Below are 20449 nucleotides of genomic sequence, written 5' to 3'. Positions count from 1 at the left end.
CGCGCCGACCGTTCCGCTCCCCTTCCCACCCGAAGCACCCTCCGAGGTGCCGCATCCGAAATGCCGGGACTGTTCCGCTGTGTGACGCTGGTGACATCGCGAACGGTCCGGCTCGGAAGGGTCAGCGCAGTGCGACACGTGGGGCAGGGCAGACGCGGACACCGGCTCGCCGCCGTCTGCTGTGCCGCCCTGTCACTGGCCGCCGCGCCCACCGAAGTGGCCGCCGCGTCACCGCCCGCCGTCACCGCCACGTGGCCCGGCCCCGCCACGGACGCCCACGGCACCGTCCCGCACCGGGCCCGGACGGCGGACGCGTGGACGGCGGGGCTCTCGGCGCTGACCACCGGCGCGGGAGGGCCCGGCGCGGAGACGGTGCGGCGGCCGGGGGTGGCTCCCTCGCCGCCCTGGGCGCCCCGTCCTCTCCACGCGGCGGACCCGCTCGGCGTGAGCCGGGGCCCGTCCCCCGACGGGCCGGACGCCAGCTGGGAGCCCACGCCCACCGAGGAGGAGGACGGGGCGACGCCGACCGGACAGGTCCTGCCGGTGCTGCCGTTGGGCGCCGGACTCGCCTCGATCGGACTCGGGCTCGCCTTCATCGGGTTCAGGATGCGCCGCGGCTGAGCCTGTCCGTGTCGTGCCGGCGGCCTGGCCCTTCCGCGCGTCAGCCGTGACCGGAGGACCCACCCGCCCGGGTGTTCCCCGGTCGACTTCCGCTTCTCCCCGTCCGTTCTCGTACGACGGGTCCGGCGACGCTCCCGGTACGGTCCCGGTACGGCGGTTTCGTACCGTCGCGCGAGGGTGCACCTCCGGCGCCGGAGGTGACCGTTCCGGCGGAGTGCCGCCGCGTGGCCCGTCCCACCGGACCGCCTGTCCCGCCCGGGTCGTCCGTCCCGTCCGGAACGGCCTCACGGCTGCGCGGACGGGCGGATCCCCCGGAGTTCCCCCTACCGTCCGGTCACCGCCCTCGTCCGGCCGCCTCCCGGGGATGGATGCAGAATGGGGGGTATGACGCAGCCGAGCAACGAACGATCGCAGGAGAGCCCGCAGGTCCTGGTCGTGGGCCCGGACGGAATGGCTCTCGGCAGCACTGCCTCCAGGGACAGTGATGGTGAAGGCGACGAGCAGGCTGAGGTCCCGGTCACGGAGATGGTCGAACAGCCCGCGAAGGTCATGCGCATCGGCAGCATGATCAAGCAGCTGCTGGAAGAGGTGAAGGCGGCGCCGCTGGACGAAGCCAGCCGGGCGCGGCTCAAGGAGATCCACACCAGCTCTATCAAGGAGCTGGAGGACGGTCTCGCCCCGGAGCTGATCGACGAACTGGAGCGGCTGTCACTGCCGTTCGCCGAGGACTCGGCGCCGACCGACGCCGAACTGCGGATCGCCCAGGCGCAGCTCGTCGGATGGCTGGAGGGGCTCTTCCACGGCATCCAGACCGCGCTGTTCGCCCAGCAGATGGCGGCCCGGGCGCAGTTGGAGCAGATGCGCAGGGCCCTGCCCCCCGGCGCGGTGCCCGACGAGGCCGAGGCCGGTGACCTGCCCGGCACCCAGGCCCGTTCCGGTGGCCCCTACCTCTGACAGTGATGATGCCTGTGGTGACGCCGCCGTCGCCCTCGCGGCGCGGAACCGGCGTGACAGCAGGACGTGGAACCGGGCCGGTCCCGTGGAGCGCGACCGGAGGAGCAGCTTCCTGCGGGGCTCCGGAACCCCGGAGTCCTCGGGGACCTCGGGCCGCCGGAACCCGGGGCCGTCCAGGGGCGGAACCCCGCCGCTTCCCGGGCGCGCGCTTCAGGAACGGTCGGCGGGAGGCGGGGCGGTGCCCTCCCGGCGCGGGGCTGAGTCCTCCGCGCCGGTTCCGCGCGCCTCCGCACCGCCGTGGCTGGCCAGCGCCGGGCGCAGGCGCGTGGACGCCCACGCCGTGAGCGTGCCCGGCGTCGTGGTGAGCGGACCGCGTGGCGGATCGGGGGTGAGGTGGCGAGTTCCCGCACTCATCCCGGCGATGGCCTCAACCGCACCGGGCGGCAGCCCGGCCCCGCGCAGCCCCGCGCGTACGTCCGCGTCGCTGAGCGCGTCCAGCCGGATGGGGCGGCCCAGCACCTCGGACAGGATCCGCGCGACATCGGCGGGACTGAGGTCCTCCGGCCCGTGCACCCCCTGCACCACCCGGCCCCGCCAGGCCGACGAGAGCAGCCGCGCCGCCGCCACCTCACCGATGTCCCGCGGGTCGACCCAGGCCATCGGCCGGTCCGGGTCGAAGGCGGTGGTCAGCACCCCGCGGGCCAGCCCGTCGAGTTCGGTCCACAGGTTGCTGAAGAAGTAGCCGCAGCGCAGGTGCAGCACGTCGGCCCCGGTGGCGTCCAGTCGTTCCTCGATGCCGCCGAGCGCGTCGATGTGCCCGGCCCCGTGGCGGAGTTCGGCCCCGACACTGCTCAGCAGCACCACGCGAGCGACCTCACCCGCGCGTGCCGCCTCCACCAGACCGTCCGCCGTGCGCAGCGACGTCTCGACCGGTGCGGCCACCGTGGCGGGGGTGGGGTCGACCCAGAGGACGCTGTCCGCGCCGCGCGTCGCCTCCCGGACGAACGCGGTGTCGGTGAGGTCGCCGACGCGGACCTCCGCCCGGGCGCGGGTCGCCGCGTCCAGCCGTCCGGGGTCGCGGACGAGCAACCGTGGGCGCACACCCGCCTGAAGCAGCAGCTGGACCGTACGCGAACCGACGTTTCCGGTCGGTGTGGTGACGACGATGGTCATTCGGCACTCCCTCTCCGCCGCGCTCCCCGCGGCCACCGGTTCCCGCCCCGCGTGGGACACGCGGTGAGCGGCTGGCTCGGCGGGAACAGTAGGAAGTTTCGCGGCCAGTTCCTGGCCGCGATACGCCGTCAGTTCCGGGCGGCGAGGGGCCGTCAGTTTCTGGCTGCGAGGAGCCGTCAGGTCCCGTTGGCTGGGGCGCGCGCCCGTTCCTGGTCGCGGGGTGTTGGCCGGTTCCGGACGGGTGGGCGGGGGCGGATCCCGGTCACGGGGTGGCAGGCTGAGGCGATGGGAGACCCCAGCGCACGCACCCTCCGGCTACTGAGCCTGCTCCGCCACGGACAGCCGTGGAGCGGTGCTCACCTCGCGGCGCGGCTGAGTGTGTCGCCGCGCACGCTCCGCCGGGACGTCGAACGGCTCCGGGGACTGGGTTACCGGGTGGAGTCCGTGGCGGGCACCGGCGGCGGCTACCGCCTCGCGGACGCGGGCGGGATGCCGGTCCTGCCGATGTCCGAGGAGGAGGCGCTGGCCCTCGCCGTCGGGCTGCGGCACGTGACCGCCGGCTGGGAGGACGGCACCGGTGGGCCGGGGAGCAGCGCCCTTCACCACCTGGAACAGGTGCTTCCCGCACGGCTGCGGACGAGGGTCGCGGCCGTGCGCGCCGGTACCGAGGCCGTCGCGGGCGGCGTGCGCGCGGCGGACGAGGAGCGCGGCGACCGCCGGACGGAACCGGGGGACGCCGGGTTCGGGAGCATGGCGGACGTCAGCGCCCGGCCGCACCGGAGCGCCCCGGGCGCACGCTCGTACGCGAACGCACCCGTCCCCGGCCGGGCCGAGGAGCCCCGGCCCTCTCCCGCCGAACGGCCCGCTCCCGCCGAACGGCCCGCTCCCGCCGAACGGCCCGCTCCTGCCGAACGGCCCGCTCCCGGCGCACGGCCCGTGGGCGGCGCGGACGGGCTGACGGCGCTCGGGACGCTGGCCTCGGCCGTCCGACTGCGGTCCCACGTCCGGTTCCGGTACGTCCGGCCGGACGGCGACGTGACCGAGCGCCGGGTCGAGCCGTACCGGCAGCTGTTGCGGGCGCACCGCTGGTACCTGCTCGGCTGGGACCTCGACCGGGGCGACTGGCGGAGCTTCCGGATCGACCGGGTCCGGGAGGTGCGCGTCCCCGGCGACACGTTCGTGCCGCGCCCGCTTCCCGCCGGGCCGATGGGTGGGCCGTCCGGCCTTCCCGGCCGGACCCCCGGCGGCGACGGCGTCGTGCTGTTCGAAGCGCCCCTCGCGCGGGTGGCGCCCCGGCTGATCGCCGAGTTCGGCGGCCTGGAGGCCGTCGGCGCGGACCGCTGCCGGTACACCACACACGCGGACGACTGGGACTGGCTCGCCGGGGTGGTCGCGGCGGTCGGCGTCCCCTACCGGATAGCGGGACCCGAGGAGTTCCGGCTGGCCAGCCGCCGGATGGCCGCCCGCGCGGCGCGCGCGACGGCAGCGCGGGGCGCCCCCTGACCGGCCGGGCCGCCGACGGAGTCCGACGGGCCGCGGCCGGAGGACGCGGAGGTCGGACGGGGCGTGCGCGGGCGCGGGATCACTTCGGTCGCAGCCGGTCGCGGCCGGTCGCGGCGTGGACGGGCCGGGTGGGGGCGGCGGGGTCCGCGCGGCCGCGCTGGTGAGGGCGGCCGGGACCTCAGGAGCCGCTGGAACCGTCCGGTTCGGCGGCGTACGGCTCGGGGCGTCCCCGCGCCATCCAGTGGTAGAGCGTCATGGCCACGCTGGTGGCCAGGTTGTAGCTGGAGACCAGCGGGCGCATCGGCAGCGCGACCAAATGGTCCGCGCGGGACCGGAGTTCGGCGGAGAGTCCGTGTCGCTCGGAGCCGAAGGCGAGGAGCGCGCCGTCCGGAAGCGGCAGTTCCCGCAGGTCGTCGCCCTCCGGATCCAGGGCGTAGAGCGGGCCCTCGGGCAGCTCGTCCACGGTGCGGTGCCCGACCGGGAGCGCGAAGTGCAGCCCGGCGCTGGACCGCACCGCCTGCGGGTGCCAGGGGTCCAGGGAACCGGTGGTGAGGACGGCCGAAGCGGAGCATCCGGCGGCCAGCCGCACGACGGCCCCCAGGTTGCCGAGGTTCCGGGGGTTGTCGAGCACCACGACGGGCGCCGTGCGGGCGGAGGCGGCGTGCGCCGGAGGCTCGGCACCCGCGCCGGAGTCCCGGACGGCGAGCGCGGCCACGCCAGTGGGGTGCGGACGGGGTACCAGGCGGCGCAGTTCCTCCCCGCTCACCTCGGTGAGCAGCGACTCCAGCACCGCGACACGGTCGGGGGCGAGGGCGTGGGCGAGGTCCAGCGCGGCCGCGCGGTCCCGGGTGAGGGCGACAGGCACCTCGGCGCCGAACCGGAGCGCGTGCTTCAGTGCGTGGAATCCGTCCAGCAGGACGTGGTCCGCGTCGTGGAGGGCGGCCCAGCGGGCCGGGCCGGCACCGGTCGCCGCCGCGCCCCCGCCACCTTCGCCGCTTGCGCCGCCTTCGCCGTGACCGGCGCTTCCGCCGTGCCCACCGTTCTCCCCGCTCACGCCGCTCACTGTACGGGCCGGGTGGCGGCTGCTCTGGCCCGCGTCCGCCCACCCGGACCGTCCGCCGCGCCCCACCGGAGTCGCGACCCCGCCGGACCGGACGGGGCCAACCGGGGTGGGCGCGGCGGGCGTTCGGTCAGCCGTCGGGGGAATCCGGGCGGCCCCAGGACAGCCGGTTGCCGCCGTCCGGTTCGTCCCGGCCGGAGGGCTGTTCGCCGTCCGTCCGCCGCGCGCCGTCCGCCGGTGCGCCCGCCCCGGCGCTCCCGTCCGCCGGTGACGCCCCCGTGGCGACGGTCCGCTGGGCGGGCAGCGCGGGGTCCGGGCCGGTGGGGCTCGCGGAGGCGTGGACGGGCGGAGCGGCGTACGCCGGATCGCGGTGCTCGCCCGACCGGTCGGCGGGGTGAGGGCCGGGGCCGTCGCCCGGATCGTCCGCCTCGAACGGGTCCGCCGACGGGTCGGTGGCCGGTCGGCGTCGCGCGGGGAGCCGACCGCGCACGCGGGCGCCGAGCCCGGAGGCGCGGGCCCCGAGCCAGACCAGCAGGGCCGTGGGCAGGAAGACCGCGTCGGCGGCGATCATGGCCATCGAGAAGAAGGGCAGTCCCATCAGGACCGCGATGCTGAGGTGTTCCGCGATCATGACGGCCAGCAGGACGTTCTTGACCCGCCGGTTGAACAGCGTGAAGGGGAAGGCGACCTGGGTGATGACGGTCGCGTAGGTCATCACCATGATCGCCGTACCGCTGCTGGCGACCAGGTCGCCCAGCCAGGGCCAGGGCGAGAAGTAGTCCAGGTGCAGCGGGTAGTAGGCGGCCGTGCCGTCCTGCCAGCGAGACCCCTGGATCTTGTACCAGCCCGCCGTGGCGTAGATCAGGCAGACCTCCGCCATGATGACGAGCAGGGCCCCGTTGTGCGCCAGGTTGGCGAGGATGTCGCAGACCCGGCGGGGCTCGCCTTCGGGCGCCAGCCGGTTCACCGTCCACCACAGTCCGTGGATCAGCCAGAGTCCCCAGAGGAACAGCGCCCAGCCGGTGCTGAAGCCGCCCACCGAGGTGGCGCCGAACAGGATGGCGCCGAGAACCGACCAGAGCACCACGCCGGTCGCGTCACCCGGTGGCGACGAGGTCTCCCGCGCGCGGGCCCGGCGGGCGTCCAGCGACCAGACCTGACCACATCGGGTCAACACCAGGTACATCGCGATCAGATGGATGACGTTGTCGCCGCCGTCGCCCATGAAGACGCTGCGGTTCTGTAGTCCGAGCACCCCGACCATGAACAGCACCGAGGCGGCCCGGGTGCGCCAGCCGAGCAGCAGCGCCAGGCTCGCGGCCATCGCGAAGAGATAGACGAACTCGAACCAGCTCTCGCTGTCCGACCAGAGCAGGATGGTGAACGCGCCGTTGGAGTCGACCAGCCGCTCGGCGAGGTCCCAGCCCCACGGGCTGTCCGGCCCGTACAGCTCGTGCCGGTGTGGCCACTCGCGGAGCAGGAAGAGCAGCCAGGTGGCGGCGAAACCGATGCGCACGACCGCCGACTGGTAGGGCCCGAGCGCGGCGCCGGTGACCCGCTCCAGGCCGTGGGCCACGCTCGTCTCCGCGCGGACCCGCCACGCGGGCCGGTGCCAGGGGGCCCGCGGGACGTCCGGGTCCGCGCCCTCTGCGGACGGGACGGGCGCCCCGGGGTGCCGCGGTGGTTGGGCTCGCTGTCCGTGCTGTTCGCTCACTTGCCGCCGCCCTTGGGAAGGTCCGCGCTGGTTACCTGCCACCAGGGCTGCACGCGGTAGGTGGTCTTCACGTCCTGCTTCTCGTCGCTCCAGTCCGGCACGGCCACCGGGGTGATCGCCGACCGCACCTGGATGCGTTCCACGGTGCCGCCGTCAAACTCGTGGCCGAGGCGGAGCATGACGATCCGCTTGATGTAGCGCTCCGAGAGTTCGCCACGGAGCCCCACCGGCTTGCCCTTGGAGTCGTGCCAGTTACTGAAGAACTCCCAGCCGCGCCGGAGTTCGTTCTGCACGGTGTGGCTGGGCGCGAGACTGCCGTCGATGGCGCGGCCGTCCATCGCGGAGAGGTTCACCCATCGAGTGACCCGCGCGCTACCGTCCTCCTGCGCGACCCGGGCCCGCGCGTGCACCGCGACGTTCTGCTGTAGCGGGTTGGGCGCGAAGAGCTTCCAGTTCTGCTCGAACTCGGGATAGATGTAGTCATCGATCGTCTGGTCGTGCTTCTTGCTGATGGTGTTGTCCGGCGCGACGTGCAGGAACACCATCGCCAGATGGACGGCGACGGCGACCATGACGACCGCGACGGCTATCGCCACGACGGCGCGCGCGGGCCCGGAGAGCGTGGCGAGGCCACCCTGTCCGCTACCGCTCCGCTCGGCGTCCGGCGCCTGGCGTCCCTGTGGCTCCATGCCCTCCCTGCTCCCCATCCTCCGGTGGCTCCGGCGGTCCTGGCCGCCGTGCCGCACCCAATCCTGGCCAACCGCCGTCACCGGCGCTCGGCCACCCCCCTGTGGCCCCGGCCTCCAGCCCCGGAGTCCGGGAACCCCGGCTCTCCCGACCCGCCCGCCCGGCCCGCCGTGCCCGGGCTCGCGCGCGGGGCGCCGTGCGCGCTCCCGCCCTCCGGGACCGCGCCCCTGCCCGTTGTGTCCGGTGCGCGTGCGCGGTCCGCGACCAGGCCGCGATCCCGGCTCGCGCCCGGCCCGCGTTCCCCGGACGGCGTCCGCGAGGCGGCGGGGCGCTCCGCCGGGCGGCGTACGGTGCCGCTCGCACCGTACGGCGCGCCACCGCACGCCCGCACCAACTCCCGGGGATTCCGGTGCCGGTCTCCGGTGGGCCGGGGGAGGCGCACTCGCGGGGTACGGTCCGCGCCGCCCGGTCTCGCCTGATATCGCCCGCTGCCCCCCGACTCGTCCACCCGGCGGCTCGGCCTCCCCGATCCTCCGGCTCCGTGGCGCCAGCTCCGCCCGATCGTCCGCGCTCCGGGGAGCGCGGCCCTCGAACGCGCCGAGTGCCCGTCTCGGGTCCAGCGCCCGCCGGTCGGCGCCCGCTGGGATCTCGGGTTCACCGGAGTCGTCGGATCGGTGAACTGACCGGTGTGGCAGGGGTGTTGGAAAGGCCGACGGTCGGACGGGCGCCGCCGGGCGCCGCTGGGGAGGGGACGCGGCCGACGCGGACCGCGCCGCGCCTGGTGCCGTGCCGCCCCCACGGCCGCCTCAGCGTATTCGAGCCTTGACACCCTCTGGGGCCGCGCCTCACCATTGAACCGAACGATCGGTCGGTAGGTCGGCCCGGACAGCCCAGGGCCCGCCCGCCGACCAGGCGTTCGTGGTCGTGGCGCTGGTTTTGGTTGGTAACGCGGCCGGGAGGCGGCGCTGCCGTGCCCGGCCGGAGGGCGAGCAAGGGGGCTCGATGGCTGGGACGACATCACCGCCGCTGGAGGAGGACACCGGGCTCTCCTCTGATCGGGAGGCGGTGTTCGAGGCCGCGGTGGCGGCTGACGAACGCATCGAGCCGCGCGACTGGATGCCGGACGCCTACCGGGCCACCCTCATCCGCCAGATCGCCCAGCACGCCCACTCCGAGATCATCGGCATGCAGCCCGAGGCCAACTGGATCACCCGGGCCCCCTCCCTGCGCCGCAAGGCCATCCTGATGGCCAAGGTGCAGGACGAGGCGGGACACGGCCTCTACCTGTACAGCGCCGCCGAGACCCTGGGCGTCAGCCGGGCGGAGCTGCTGGACAAGCTGCACTCCGGGCGCCAGAAGTACTCGTCGATCTTCAACTACCCGACGCTCACCTGGGCCGACGTGGGAGCCATCGGCTGGCTGGTGGACGGCGCCGCGATCACCAACCAGGTGCCGCTCTGCCGCTGTTCCTACGGCCCGTACGCGCGCGCCATGGTGCGGGTGTGCAAGGAGGAGTCCTTCCACCAGCGCCAGGGGTACGAACTGCTGCTGGCCCTCAGCCGGGGCACCGCCGCACAGCACGCGATGGCCCAGGACGCGGTCGACCGCTGGTGGTGGCCCTCGCTGATGATGTTCGGCCCACCGGACGACGAGTCCGCGCACAGCGCCCAGTCGATGGCCTGGAAGATCAAGCGGCACTCCAACGACGAACTCCGCAGGCGGTTCGTGGACATCTGCGTCCCCCAGGCCGAGGCGCTCGGACTCACCCTCCCCGACCCCGATCTCCGCTGGAGCGAGGAGCTCGGTCGGTACGAGTTCGGTGAGATCGACTGGGAGGAGTTCCGGCAGGTGCTCAAGGGGAACGGCCCCTGCAACGAACGGCGCCTCAACCAGCGCCGCCAGGCCCACGAGGACGGCGCCTGGGTACGCGCGGCCGCCGACGCCTACGCCGCCAAGCACGCCCCCGCCCGGGAGGCCACCACCCCGTCGTCACCGGCGCCGGGCGGTCAGCCCCCGGAGCCCCCGCGCGGCCACCACCCCCAGGACCGGGGACCGGCCCCGGAACCACCGGCCACACCGGCCACCGAGCGGGACCGTGCCCCGCGTAGCGAAGGGAGCCACCGATGAGTGCCGACTGGCCGCTCTGGGAGGTGTTCGTCCGCAGCAGGCGTGGCCTCTCCCACACCCACGCCGGAAGCCTGCACGCCCCGGACGCCGAGATGGCGCTGCGGAACGCCCGTGACCTCTACACCCGGCGCTCGGAGGGCGTCTCACTCTGGGTCGTGCCCTCCCGCGAGATCACCGCCTCCTCGCCGGACGAGAAGGACCCGTTCTTCGAACCCGCCGCTGACAAGCCCTACCGCCACCCCACCTTCTACGAGGTGCCCGAGGGGGTGCGGAACCTGTGACCGCGCGCACCACGCCCCCGCCCTCCCCCGGCGGCGAGCGGGCAGTGCCCGGAGCGGCGCCCCAGACTTCCACCGCGTCCGCGTCCGGCGTCGCACCGTCCGCGCTGCTGCCGCTCGCCGACGACGCCCTTGTCCTCTCCCAGCGGCTGGGGGAATGGGCGGGCTGGGCACCGGTCCTGGAAGAGGAACTGGCCCTGGCCAACATCGCGCTGGACCTGCTCGGCCAGGCCCGGACGCTCTACTCCGAGGTCGGAGCGGAGGACGACCTCGCCTTCCTCCGGGAGGAACGCGCCTTCCACAACTGCCAGTTGGTCGAACAGCCCAACGGCGACTTCGCCCACACCATCCTCCGCCAGCTGCTCTTCTCCTCCTGGCAGGAGCTGTTGTACGGCGCGCTCGCCACCGGTCCCCGGGCGGTGCCGCTCGCCACGAAGGCGGTCCGTGAGGTGGCGTACCACCGCGACCACGCCGAGCACTGGACCCTCCGGCTGGGCGACGGAACCCCGGAGAGCCACCGCCGCGCGCAGCGCGCGCTCGACTCGCTCTGGTGGTACACGGAGGAGCTGTTCCAGCCCCTGGAGGGCCTGGACGTGGAGTGGGCCGCGCTGCGCGAGAGGTGGACGACGAGCGTTCGCGCGGTGCTGGAACGGGCAACCCTCACCCCGCCCGAGACGCCGCAGGGCGTGACCTGGGCGGCCGGAGCGGGCCGCCAGGGCATCCACACCGAACCGTTCGGGCGCATGCTGGCCGAGATGCAGCACCTCCACCGGAGCCACCCGGGAGCCTCATGGTGAACTCCCCGAACCCCGGCCTCCGGACCGCGCGAGAGCCCGACACCGCCACACCGGGCGCCGAGCCCACGGACCAGCCGACCGCGCTGGAACGGGAGTTGCTGAGCCTGGTCGGTGCGGTTCCCGATCCGGAACTTCCCGTGGTGAGCCTCGCCGAACTCGGCGTGATCCGTGGCGTCCGGGCCCCGAGCGAGGAACGAGTCGAGGTGAAGCTGACGCCCACCTACACCGGATGCCCCGCCATAGAGGCGATGTGCGCCGACATCGAACAGCGGCTGCGCCAGCGGGGGATCGCCGAGGTGGCGATCCGCACCGTGCTGACCCCGCCCTGGAGCACGGACGACATCACCCAGGAAGGCCGCCGGAAACTGGCCGAGTTCGGGATAGCGCCGCCCCGGGGCGGCGCCCGGGACACCTCCGGTCCGATACCGCTGGAGCTGGGCATCCGCTGCCCGCACTGCGGATCGGCGGACACCACACTGCTCAGCCGCTTCTCGTCCACCGCGTGCAAGGCCCTGCGCCGCTGCGCTCCCTGCCTGGAGCCCTTCGACCACTTCAAGGAGGTGTGAGCCGTGTTCCACCCACTGCGTGTCACCGCGATCGACTGGCTGACGGACGACGCGGCGGCGGTCAGCTTCGCCGTGCCCGAGGAACTGCGTCCCCGCTTCGGCTTCACCCCCGGCCAGCACATCGCGCTGCGCCGTACCGACGGCCGGGGCGGGGAGTCGCGGCGTACCTACTCGCTCTGTGACCCGGCGAGCCCGCGGCCGCACACCCTCCGGATCGGGATCCGCCGTGTCGAGGGCGGCGAGTTCTCCACGTACGCCCTCAAGGAACTCGCCGTGGGCGACACCGTCGACGTGCTGCCTCCCACCGGGCGTTTCACCCTGGAACCGCGTCCCGGGCACTTTGCGGGCGTCGTGGGAGGCAGTGGGATCACGCCGCTGCTCTCCATCGTGGCGTCGGCGCTGACCAGTGAGCCCGCGGCCCGTTTCTCCCTGATCCGCAGCGACCGTTCCGCCGCCTCCACGATGTTCCTGGAGGAGGTGGCCGACCTGAAGGACCGCTTCCCGGACCGCTTCCAGCTGGTCGCCGTGGTGTCCCGGGAGGAACAGCAGGCCGGCCTGGTCTCGGGCAGGCTCAGCGCCGACCGGCTGACCGAGCTGTTGCCCGGACTGCTGCCCGTCGGAGGTGTGGACGGCTGGTACCTCTGCGGGCCGCTCGGACTCGTCGAGGGAGCCACGAGCGCCCTCCGCGCGCTGGGCGTGCCACGCTCCCGCGTTCATCAGGAGATCTTCCACGTCGACGAGGCCCCGGAGGGGGAACCGAGGAGTTCCCGGATATCCGTCGCCTCGCATTCCACCGCCGAGGGCGCCGAGGCCCCCGTCGCGGCCACGCTCACCGCCACCCTGGACGGGCGTGGGGGTAGCTGGCCGGTGGCTGAGGGCGAGACGCTGCTGGAGACCGTCCTCCGGCATCGGGCGGACGCTCCGTACGCCTGCAAGGGCGGGGTGTGCGGGACCTGCCGGGCGCGGCTGGTCTCCGGGGAGGTGCGGATGGACCGCAACTACGCCCTCGAACCAGAGGAGTTGGCCGCCGGGTACGTGCTGGCCTGCCAGTCCCGTCCGGTCACATCCTCGGTGGAGGCGGACTTCGACGCCTGAGGGCGTCGGACGCCGGTCGTTCCTCGGGGCCGTGCCCAGCGGGCGCCCCCGCGGAAGGGCACGCCTCCCGACACCCGTTCCGGCGCCGGGCGGAGCGAGACCAGGCCGGTGCGCCCGGGGCAGAGTGGCTGGTCGCGTACGCGGTTCCGTGGCGGCGGCCTCGTGCCGCCGGGTTGGTGTTCCCGGAGTGCTCCGGCCGCTCCCGTGCGGTGCTGCCGGAACGTGCTCGGAACTGGTGCCGCAGGAAAGGGCGGCCCCCGGGCTGGAGTTGCCGGGATCGGTGGTGATCAGTGGCGATCAGGGTGGGCGATCGTGGGGTGGGCGCGTGTGGGTTTTCCCCTCCGAGCGGACGTGCGGAGGGGCGGCCTGGCCGTGGAGCGACCGCGCGGCGGGCCGGTGAGGTGAGGTACGGGATGAGGCTGTGGCGGATGAGGAGCGGTGGCGGATGAGGGGCTGGCTGAGGACGTGGGGCGAGAGGGCCGTGGTGCGGGCCCTAGAGTTCGTTCGCCATCTCCGGAAGGGTCCAGGCGGACTCGTGCCGGGTGAAGCCGACATGCGGGTAGTAGTCGACCGCGGCCGGGGCCGCGAGCAGGATCAGTTTGGCCTGCGGTGCCGCCTCCCGGGTGGCGCGGATCAGATCGCGCCCGACGCCACGTCCCTGGAACGCGGTGCTGACGGCCAGATCGCTGAGGTAGGTGGCGTACGCGCCGTCGGTGATGGACCGCGCGATACCGATGAGACGGCCGTCCCTGGCGCGGGCGGTGATGACCAGGTTCGCACCGGCCAGCATCCGGGCGAAGCGCTCCTCGTTGTCCACCGGACGCCGTTCGGCGAGGGTGGACGCGCGGTACAGCGCCGCGACCTCCTGGACGGCGAGACTGGCGCCGAGCACGTGCTCACACTTCCACACGGTGGTCCGGCTCCCTTCTGGGGTGCGGGGGCTTCCGCGGTGCACGAGCGCACAGTTCGGAGCCTGGGACCCGTGACCGTCGTGGTCTCCCCCATTGTCGTCGCCGCCTCTGTCATCCGCTCCGTGGGCTCCGCTCGGGGACGTCACCGTCGGCGCCGGTTCCGCGCCGTGGGGGCGCCGGATGGGGGCTCGGGTGGGCGGTGCGTGGGGTCGTCCCGTGCGTCGCCCGAGTGTTCCCGAGGACCTGCCGCACTCCGACCGGGCACGGTCCGGCGGACGTGGTCCGGACAGACCGGCCTTGGCGGGCACAGCCACCGCGCCCTGGGCCCGGCGGACCGGCCGTGGCGGCGCGGTCCGCGTCGATCCGGGCCGGGTGGGCGCGGTGCGCATCCGTGGTGGCGGAACGTCGGTGGCGGAGCTTCGGTGGTGTTGCCCGGAGGTGGGGCGCTAGCGGATGTAGGGGGGCTGGGCCTCGCCCACCAGGGGGCGGCCCGCCTGCTCCCAGGCGAGCATGCCGCCGTCCACGTTGACCGCGTCCAGCCCCTGTTGCAGCAGGTACTGCGTGACCTGTGCCGACCGTCCACCGACGCGGCAGATCACGTGGACCCGCCGGACGGGCGTCCCGGGTTCCCCGCCCGGGGTGTCCGGGGTGGCACCGGCACGCTCGATGATCTCGGAGAGCCGGTCGATCACCTCGCCCAGGGGGATGTGCAGGGCGCCGTCGGCGTGGCCCGCCGCCCACTCGTCGTCCTCGCGGACGTCGAGCAGCAGTGCGTCCTCGGGTACCTCAGCCGCGTCCATCTGCGGAAATGGACCGAAGTTCATGGTTGTCGCGCCTCCGCTGTCGCTCGTTCTTCCCGCTGGCCCTCGGCCGTCGCCCGGCCGGGACACCTTCCCATCGCGTCACACGAAGCCCCTGCCCGCCGGGGCGCCGAGAGACTTCCTCACCCCGGACCTCCAACCCCGGACCTCCGACCCGGAACCACCCGACCTCGGATCTCCCAACCCCCTCGCGACTCCGGATCTCCCGAGCCCGGATCTCCGAGTTCGAAGCGGGAGGGTGGAGAGGGCTCACTCCTGCGACGGTTCCAACAGCGCCCGTTGGCGCTCCAGTTCAGCCTCCCGCTCGGCGACCTGGGCCAGCAGCTGCTCGGCGATCTCCTCCAGCAGCGCGTCCGGATCGTCGGGTGCCATCCGGAGCATGGCGCCGATCGCGCTCTCCTCCAGTTCGGCGGCGACCTCGGCGAGCATCTCCTTGCGCCGCGCCAGCCACTCCAACCGTGCGTACAGCTCCTCGGCCCGGCTGGCCTGTGGCTGCGGAGCGGCCGGACCGGCGGCCCACTCCCGCGCCAGCTCCTCCAGCGTCGCGGTGTCGCCCTCGGCGTAGGCGCGGTTGACGCGGACGATGAACGCCTCACGCCGTTCGCGTTCGGCGTCGTCCTGGGCGAGGTCAGGGTGTGCCTGGCGGACCAGCTCGCGGTAGGCGCGGCGGGCCTCCTCGCTGGGACGCACCCGGGAGGGCGGGGTGACCGGCTTCTCGCTGAGCATGGCCTCGGCCTCCGGGCTGAACCCGCCGGAGTCGATCCAGCCCATGAACAGCTCCTCCACCCCCGGCATGGGCATCACCACGCCCCGGGCCTCCCGCGCCCGGCGTTCGTCCTCCGGATCGCCGGTGCGGGCGGCGACCGCCTCGGCGATCTGCGCGTCCAGCTCGTCCAGCCGGGCGTACATCGGGCCGAGCCGCTGGTGGTGCAGGCGCGAGAAGTTGTCGACCTCCACCCGGAAGGTCTCGACCGCGATCTCGTACTCGATCAGGGCCGTCTCGGCGGTGCGCACGGCCCGGTCGAGCCGTTCGACGGCCTCGGCCTCGACGTCCGGCGCCGGGTCGGCCGTGGGGGAGTCGCCCGGGCTGGCCGCGTCGGTCCCGCCGCTCCAATCCGGGCCACCGGCCGGGTCGGGCGGGGGTGTCCGCTCGCCGGGCCGGGCCGGGGAGGGCCCGGTGGACGACTCGGCTGGCCGATCAACTTCCGGGTTAGCGCTCATCGGTCCCCACCTTACGCATCCCGCCGGGCCCCGACGTCCCAGCCGCTCGGACCTCCGCCCACCCCCGTACCGCCGGTTCCGGCCCCGCCCGTCCCCCTACCGCCCGCCCCCTCTGCCGTCTGTCCGCGTACCGCTCATCTCCGTACCGCCGTTACTGCCAGTACGGCCGGTACCGCCGGTAGTGCCCGCGCCGTCCGTACCACCCGTGTCACCGGCGTCACCCGTACTGCCCGCACCGCCCGTACTGCCCGCACGAGAGGGGACCGGGGTGGGGCGGAGGGCGGCGGCCTCGGCCTGGTCCAGCAGCCGGGTGCCGTTCTCGTACAGCACGCCCCGGAGCCAGTCCTCGCCGAGGTCCAGCCGGTGGAGCGCGCTGAGCTGGTGGGCGTAGGAGTAGGGGATGTTCGGGAAGTCCGTGCCGAGGACGATCCGTTCGCCGAGTTCCGCGAGGCGGGCGCGTTCCCGGGGTGGGAAGGGCGCGATCCGCTCCGTGAAGTCGGTGAAGACCATCGTGGTGTCGAACATGAGGGACGGGTGGCGCTCCGCGAGGTCCAGGAACGCGGTGTAGTCGGGCATGCCCAGGTGGGCGACGACGAGCACCAGGTCGGGATGGCGGCGCAGCACCTCGGTGATGGGCCCGACGCCGGTGGCCTCGCCGGTCTCCGGGCCGTGTCCGCAGTGGCAGACGACCGGCGTGCGGGCCTCGGCCAACCGTCCCCACACCGGGTCGAGCCGAGGGTCGCGCGGATCGTAGGAGCCGACCTGGAGGTGGGCCTTGAATATCCGGGCGCCCCGCCCCAGCGCCCGTTCCACCTGTGTGTCCGCGTCGGGCTCCGGATAGAAGGTGCCGCCCGGAACGCAGTCCGGATGGCGGGCGGCGAATTCCAGCGCCCAGTCGGTGAGCCACTCCGCCATATCCGCCTTGTGCGGGTAGACGAGGGCGGTCCAGCGGCCCACGTCCATGGCGCGCAGCCGGGCGACCCGGTCCTCTTCCGCCGTCCGGTAGTGGATGGGCCAGGGGAAGCCGAGACGGTCGCTCGCGGTGTCGAAGTAGTCCCACACCTTGCGCAGCACGCGGTACGGCATGAAGTGCGTATGCAGGTCGACGATCTCGGGGATGCCGAGCGCGCGACGGTACGCGGACACCTGGTCGTCGGTCGCCGGGGGCGTGGGCGACGGATACCGCGGTGATCGGGGGCAGTCAGCGGTCATGGTGTCCAGCGTGGCCCTCACGCGCCCCGCCTACACCTCCGGCAGCGCCCCGCGTCCGGTTCCGGCTGTCCGCCGGTGCGCGGAGGATCCCGGGGAGTGCGCCGCCGGAGACCGCGTACGCCGGGTGGGGCCGGGGGCGCACCGGGGTGGTGTGACACGACCGCCGTGGCGTGCGGACGGGGTGGACGGAGGGATGGCAGGAGAACGGCCCGGGGCGCGGAGCGGCGGGGAACGGGTGGTGCTGGGGCGTGAGTTCGAGGAGCTGGGCGGGGTGGGGCCGGTGTCGTGGGTGAGGCGGTGGGGCCGGGATGCCGTTCGTGATGACCGAGCGGGGGCGCGGCCCGGGGCGGTGCCGGGTGCGAAGAGAAGGCCGAAAACGACCACTCGTTGAATGACCCCACTCGTCGAACGACCAACCGTCCCGGCCGCCCTCAGCGCCAGCCGCCTTCCGGGGCCGCTCTGCGGAGCCGGTCCTTCCGCCCGGCCGTCCCTCCTCGTCCTCCGGGTCCGGGCCCTTCCGCTCGGCCGTCCGCCCGACCACTCCGCCCGGCCGTCCGGTCGCCCACTGTCCTGACCGTCTTCGCTACCCGGCCCAGTTGGTCTTCCCCGCTCCCTCCCGGCCGTCCGTCGCGCATGGCGGGGAGTGGACGGCGCGGCCGTGGGGCGAACCGGATCCGGCGGGGTAGAGCTGGAAGGGGCACCCGGAAAAGCAGCGGGCCGGGACGCTGGCCGGAGAGCCGGAGAGCCGGAGAGCCGGAAGGCGGGTGGCGGGGACGCTGGCCGGGCAGCCGGGCAGCCGGGGGAGAGAGCCGATGGAGGGGGTTGGGCAGTGATGCCGACGGAGCGCGTACCAGCCGACGACCCGGACGCCGCCGCGTGTCGGCTCTGGTTCCCCTGGCGGCGGCTGAACGCCGAACCACCGCCCCGGGTACGGCTGTTCTGTCTTCCGCACGCGGGGGCGGGCGCGCTCAGCTACGCCCCGTGGACTCGGGGGCTGGGGCCGGAGGTGGAGCTGTGCGCCGTCGAACCGCCGGGCCGGGGACGACGGGTGGCCGAGTCGCCGCAGCTGCGGCTGGCTCCGCTGGTGGACGAACTCGCGGCCGTCATGGTGCCGTTGCTGGATGTGCCGTACGTGCTGTACGGGCACAGCATGGGCGCGCTGCTCGCCTACGAACTCGGGCGGCGACTTGACGGGCGTGGCGCGGACACGGGGGCGCTTCCGCCCTCGGCGCTGGTCGTCTCGGGCATGGTGCCTCCGCCGCGCTGGCCACCCCGTGCCCCGATGCACCGGCTGCCGACTCCCGAACTGCTCGGCCAGGCCGGGAGTTTCCTCCGGCTACCGGAAGAGGGGACGTGTAGCGCGGAGATGGTGGAGGCGGTGCTGTCCGTCCTCCGCGCGGACCTCGAACTCGCGGAGACCTACCGTCACCGGCCGGGGCGGGCGCTCAGCTGTCCGGTCACGGTTCTGGCGGGTGCGGACGATCCGCTCGCGCCCGTGCGGTGGATGGAGGAATGGGAGTCGGTCACCGAAGGCGGTTGCGCGGTGCGGGTCTTCCCCGGGGGGCACTTCTTCCCCCACGAGTCCGGTGAGGCACGGGAGTTGCTGGGCGAGGTCGTACGGCGTCTGGTGTCCTCGGACGGGTAGGGCGGCTGTTCCCGCGTGGTACGGCCCCGCCGTTCGCAGCGACGGCCGACGGCAGTCAACGACGGTCAGCGACGGTCAGCGGCGGTGAACGACGGCCAGCGGTAGTCAACGTGGGCGGATGAGAGGGGCCGACCGTCCCGGCGGATGAACGGTCGGCCCCGGCTGGCGCGTTGACGTCCCGCCCCACCACGGGACGTCAACGGCTGGCCTTCCCGACGGGCCCGCGGGTCCGTCGGGTGTGCGGTGGAGCGCGGCGCCGTGGGCGCCCGCTCCGGGCTCTCCTCGGCCGTCTGCTGGCGGCCGTCGGCGCCCCGTGCCCTCCCCGCTCGGGGGCTGGTCCGGGGCGCGGGGTCAGCGGGCCATGTCCTGCCCGAGGCGGGCCTTGGCGGGCGGGGCGTTCAGGTCACCGGGCCCGAAGGACGTGGTGCCGGGGCCGCTCAGCCCGTCGGCCGTCCCGGGGACGACCCAGGCGGCGCCGTCACCGTCGTTCTCGCCGGGGGAGCCGACGGCCATGTCCTGCTTGCCGTCGCCGTCCATGTCGAGCAGCCGCACGGTCGTGCCGAACCGGTCCTCGGCCTCCAGCGCGCCCGGGACGTCCGGGGTGCTCTGGTCGAGGGCTTCGGAGTCCTTGCCGGTCACGCCGGAGCAGCCGCCGCGCAGCAGCACGGTGGTTCCGGCGCCGTCGGCGCCGCGCACATTCTCGCCGGGGGAGCCGACGGCCACGTCGGCGTAGCCGTCGCCGGTCACGTCACCGACGTCGATGGAGGCGCCGAACTGGTCGCCGTCCTCCTTGGCGCCGGGCACGCCGTCCGAGCCCTGCACGAACTCGGGCGACTCACGGTCGAGGTCCGGTCCGGACTTCGAGCCGTGCAGCACCTGCACGACCCCGGCGAACTCCTCCGCGTCCCCGTTCGGGTAGAGGCGGAAGACGAGGTCGCCGTAGCCGTCCTTGTCCACGTCGCCGATGGCGCCGGTGGAGCCGGAGGGCATCTTGACGTCGGACTCGGTCAGGCCGTCCGGGCCGCCCTCGCTGAAGATCGCGGACTCGCCGTTGTTCTGGAAGCGGCCGAAGCTGACCAGGTCGTCCACGCCGTCCCCGGTCATGTCCCCGGCGATGACGTCGGTGACCTCGGTGTCGGTGAAGCCCGGGCCCGGGACGGCGCCGGTGCCCGCCGGGGCGCCGTCGTCCGTGAACGGGCCCTTGAGCAGGCCCTTCTCCTCGCGGACGTCCGCGATCAGGTCGGCGTTGCCGTCCCCGTCGAAGTCGCCGGCGGCGAGCCCGGCGCCGCCGAGGTCGGTCTGCACGGTGGTGGCCTCGACCAGGCCCTCCGGCGAACCCCAGATGATGGTGAGGGTGCCCTCGCCGTCGGTGCCGCCGAGGTGGGAGTGGGCGGCGAGGTCGGTGTAGCCGTCGCCGTTCAGGTCGCGAGCGGCGGTGCGGGTGCCGAAGCGGTTGTTCTCCTTCGCCCCGGGCAGCCCGAAGTTGTCCTGGCTGATCTGCTGCGTCCGCTCCAGGTCGGCGCCGTCGGCGGAGCCGTAGACGACGGTGAGGTAGCCCGCCTTCTCCTTGCCGTCGATGGTGCCGTCGGGGGCGGTGGTCAGCAGGTCGGCCTTGCCGTCGTTGTCGAAGTCCACCCGTGGGGTGACGGCACCGGGCTTGGCGTCGCTCGGCTCGCAGGCCGCGGCCTGGGCCCCGGTGTCGATGTTCGCCCAGGCGACCGGCACGGCACCGGTGATGGCCAGCGCGGCGGCCGTCGAGATGAGCAGACGGGTAGTGCGTTTACGCACGAACTGCCTCCTGTGGGGGGACTGTTGGGTGTCCAGACGTTCGTCCCTATGACCTCTCCCACCCCGCCGGGGTTGTACGGGACCACCGGGCGTACGTCACAACTGGCGTTCCACGGCCGTGCCGCCCGTTCCGGTGCCTCCGCCGGACGGGCGCTCCGGCCCGGCCGTCGCCCCGGGTGTCGCGTCGCCCCGTGCGACGTGAACGCCGTTACTCATGGGTCCAGTTGGGGCTCGCGGGGACCGGTGGTTCTGTGACGAGGTGCCTGTATCACACCC

At 74.1% G+C, this 20449-nt stretch carries 18 protein-coding genes; 9 read left to right on the top strand and 9 right to left on the bottom strand.

What is annotated here, in order from left to right:
• Positions 1-129: 129 nt before the first annotated feature.
• On the top strand, positions 130-621 hold the full coding sequence (locus E0L36_RS18365) for a hypothetical protein (RefSeq protein WP_180930221.1): 492 nt from the start codon (positions 130-132) through the stop codon (positions 619-621).
• A gap of 384 nt (positions 622-1005) precedes the next feature.
• A complete protein-coding gene (locus E0L36_RS18360) occupies positions 1006-1575 on the top strand; it encodes a bacterial proteasome activator family protein (protein WP_308416826.1) in 570 nt (189 codons plus the stop codon).
• A gap of 210 nt (positions 1576-1785) precedes the next feature.
• Here E0L36_RS18360 and E0L36_RS18355 read toward each other — a convergent pair whose 3' ends face one another.
• Positions 1786-2748 carry an NAD(P)H-binding protein gene (locus E0L36_RS18355; protein WP_180930220.1) on the bottom strand — a complete coding sequence of 321 codons (963 nt, stop codon included), beginning with the start codon at positions 2746-2748 and terminating at the stop codon, positions 1786-1788.
• Between the two features lie 285 nt (positions 2749-3033).
• On the opposite strand from E0L36_RS18355, the gene E0L36_RS18350 reads away from it, so the two are divergent.
• Positions 3034-4251, top strand: a complete 1218-nt coding sequence (locus tag E0L36_RS18350) for a YafY family protein (RefSeq protein ID WP_180930219.1) — start codon at positions 3034-3036, stop codon at positions 4249-4251.
• Positions 4252-4429: 178 nt separating this feature from the next.
• Here the strand turns inward: E0L36_RS18350 and E0L36_RS18345 are convergent, their stop codons facing one another.
• The 3 genes from E0L36_RS18345 to E0L36_RS18335 all read right to left on the bottom strand — a co-directional run bounded on the left by E0L36_RS18345 (position 4430) and on the right by E0L36_RS18335 (position 7714).
• Positions 4430-5167 carry an RNA methyltransferase gene (locus E0L36_RS18345; protein WP_219636879.1) on the bottom strand — a complete coding sequence of 246 codons (738 nt, stop codon included), beginning with the start codon at positions 5165-5167 and terminating at the stop codon, positions 4430-4432.
• Between the two features lie 274 nt (positions 5168-5441).
• Positions 5442-6887, bottom strand: a complete 1446-nt coding sequence (locus tag E0L36_RS18340; protein ID WP_308416825.1) for an HTTM domain-containing protein — start codon at positions 6885-6887, stop codon at positions 5442-5444.
• Between the two features lie 134 nt (positions 6888-7021).
• Entirely contained in the window at positions 7022-7714 is a 693-nt protein-coding gene (locus E0L36_RS18335) for a DUF5819 family protein (RefSeq protein ID WP_180930217.1), read from the bottom strand.
• 1000 nt (positions 7715-8714) lie between these two features.
• On the opposite strand from E0L36_RS18335, the gene paaA reads away from it, so the two are divergent.
• The 5 genes from paaA to E0L36_RS18310 are packed head-to-tail and all read left to right on the top strand — an operon-like array spanning position 8715 to position 12575.
• Positions 8715-9839, top strand: a complete 1125-nt coding sequence (gene paaA, locus E0L36_RS18330; RefSeq protein WP_258016325.1) for a 1,2-phenylacetyl-CoA epoxidase subunit PaaA — start codon at positions 8715-8717, stop codon at positions 9837-9839.
• Positions 9836-10120: a 1,2-phenylacetyl-CoA epoxidase subunit PaaB gene (gene paaB, locus E0L36_RS18325; protein ID WP_180930216.1), complete on the top strand. Its 285-nt coding sequence runs from the start codon at positions 9836-9838 to the stop codon at positions 10118-10120. Before paaA ends, paaB begins: the two co-directional genes overlap by 4 nt.
• Positions 10117-10914, top strand: coding sequence for a 1,2-phenylacetyl-CoA epoxidase subunit PaaC (gene paaC, locus E0L36_RS18320; protein WP_374705556.1), 798 nt, complete (start codon positions 10117-10119; stop codon positions 10912-10914). Before paaB ends, paaC begins: the two co-directional genes overlap by 4 nt.
• Positions 10908-11480 (top strand): 1,2-phenylacetyl-CoA epoxidase subunit PaaD, encoded by a 573-nt coding sequence (gene paaD / locus E0L36_RS18315; protein WP_180930215.1) that lies wholly within the window; start codon positions 10908-10910, stop codon positions 11478-11480. Before paaC ends, paaD begins: the two co-directional genes overlap by 7 nt.
• 3 nt (positions 11481-11483) lie before the next feature.
• Complete coding sequence (locus E0L36_RS18310) at positions 11484-12575, top strand: 2Fe-2S iron-sulfur cluster-binding protein (protein ID WP_180930214.1); 1092 nt, start codon at positions 11484-11486, stop codon at positions 12573-12575.
• A gap of 493 nt (positions 12576-13068) precedes the next feature.
• Here the strand turns inward: E0L36_RS18310 and E0L36_RS18305 are convergent, their stop codons facing one another.
• The 4 genes from E0L36_RS18305 to E0L36_RS18290 form a co-directional block, all read right to left on the bottom strand.
• On the bottom strand, positions 13069-13467 hold the full coding sequence (locus E0L36_RS18305) for a GNAT family N-acetyltransferase (protein WP_180930787.1): 399 nt from the start codon (positions 13465-13467) through the stop codon (positions 13069-13071).
• A gap of 465 nt (positions 13468-13932) precedes the next feature.
• The gene (locus tag E0L36_RS18300) at positions 13933-14310 is read right to left on the bottom strand and encodes a rhodanese-like domain-containing protein (RefSeq protein WP_180930213.1); all 378 of its coding nucleotides are present in this window, start codon (positions 14308-14310) and stop codon (positions 13933-13935) included.
• Between the two features lie 246 nt (positions 14311-14556).
• The gene (locus tag E0L36_RS18295) at positions 14557-15528 is read right to left on the bottom strand and encodes a J domain-containing protein (RefSeq protein ID WP_180930212.1); all 972 of its coding nucleotides are present in this window, start codon (positions 15526-15528) and stop codon (positions 14557-14559) included.
• A 96-nt stretch (positions 15529-15624) separates the two neighbouring features.
• Complete coding sequence (locus E0L36_RS18290; RefSeq protein ID WP_308416824.1) at positions 15625-16740, bottom strand: amidohydrolase family protein; 1116 nt, start codon at positions 16738-16740, stop codon at positions 15625-15627.
• Positions 16741-17572: 832 nt separating this feature from the next.
• Here E0L36_RS18290 and E0L36_RS18285 point away from each other — a divergent pair.
• Positions 17573-18385 carry a thioesterase II family protein gene (locus tag E0L36_RS18285; RefSeq protein ID WP_180930211.1) on the top strand — a complete coding sequence of 271 codons (813 nt, stop codon included), beginning with the start codon at positions 17573-17575 and terminating at the stop codon, positions 18383-18385.
• A gap of 351 nt (positions 18386-18736) precedes the next feature.
• Here the strand turns inward: E0L36_RS18285 and E0L36_RS18280 are convergent, their stop codons facing one another.
• The gene (locus tag E0L36_RS18280) at positions 18737-20173 is read right to left on the bottom strand and encodes an FG-GAP and VCBS repeat-containing protein (protein ID WP_180930210.1); all 1437 of its coding nucleotides are present in this window, start codon (positions 20171-20173) and stop codon (positions 18737-18739) included.
• Positions 20174-20449: the final 276 nt, after the last annotated feature.

The sequence above is a fragment of the Streptomyces sp. AJS327 genome, assembly GCF_013450295.1.
Classification (GTDB): domain Bacteria; phylum Actinomycetota; class Actinomycetes; order Streptomycetales; family Streptomycetaceae; genus Streptomyces.
This window is presented reverse-complemented; position numbering and strand designations above follow the sequence as displayed.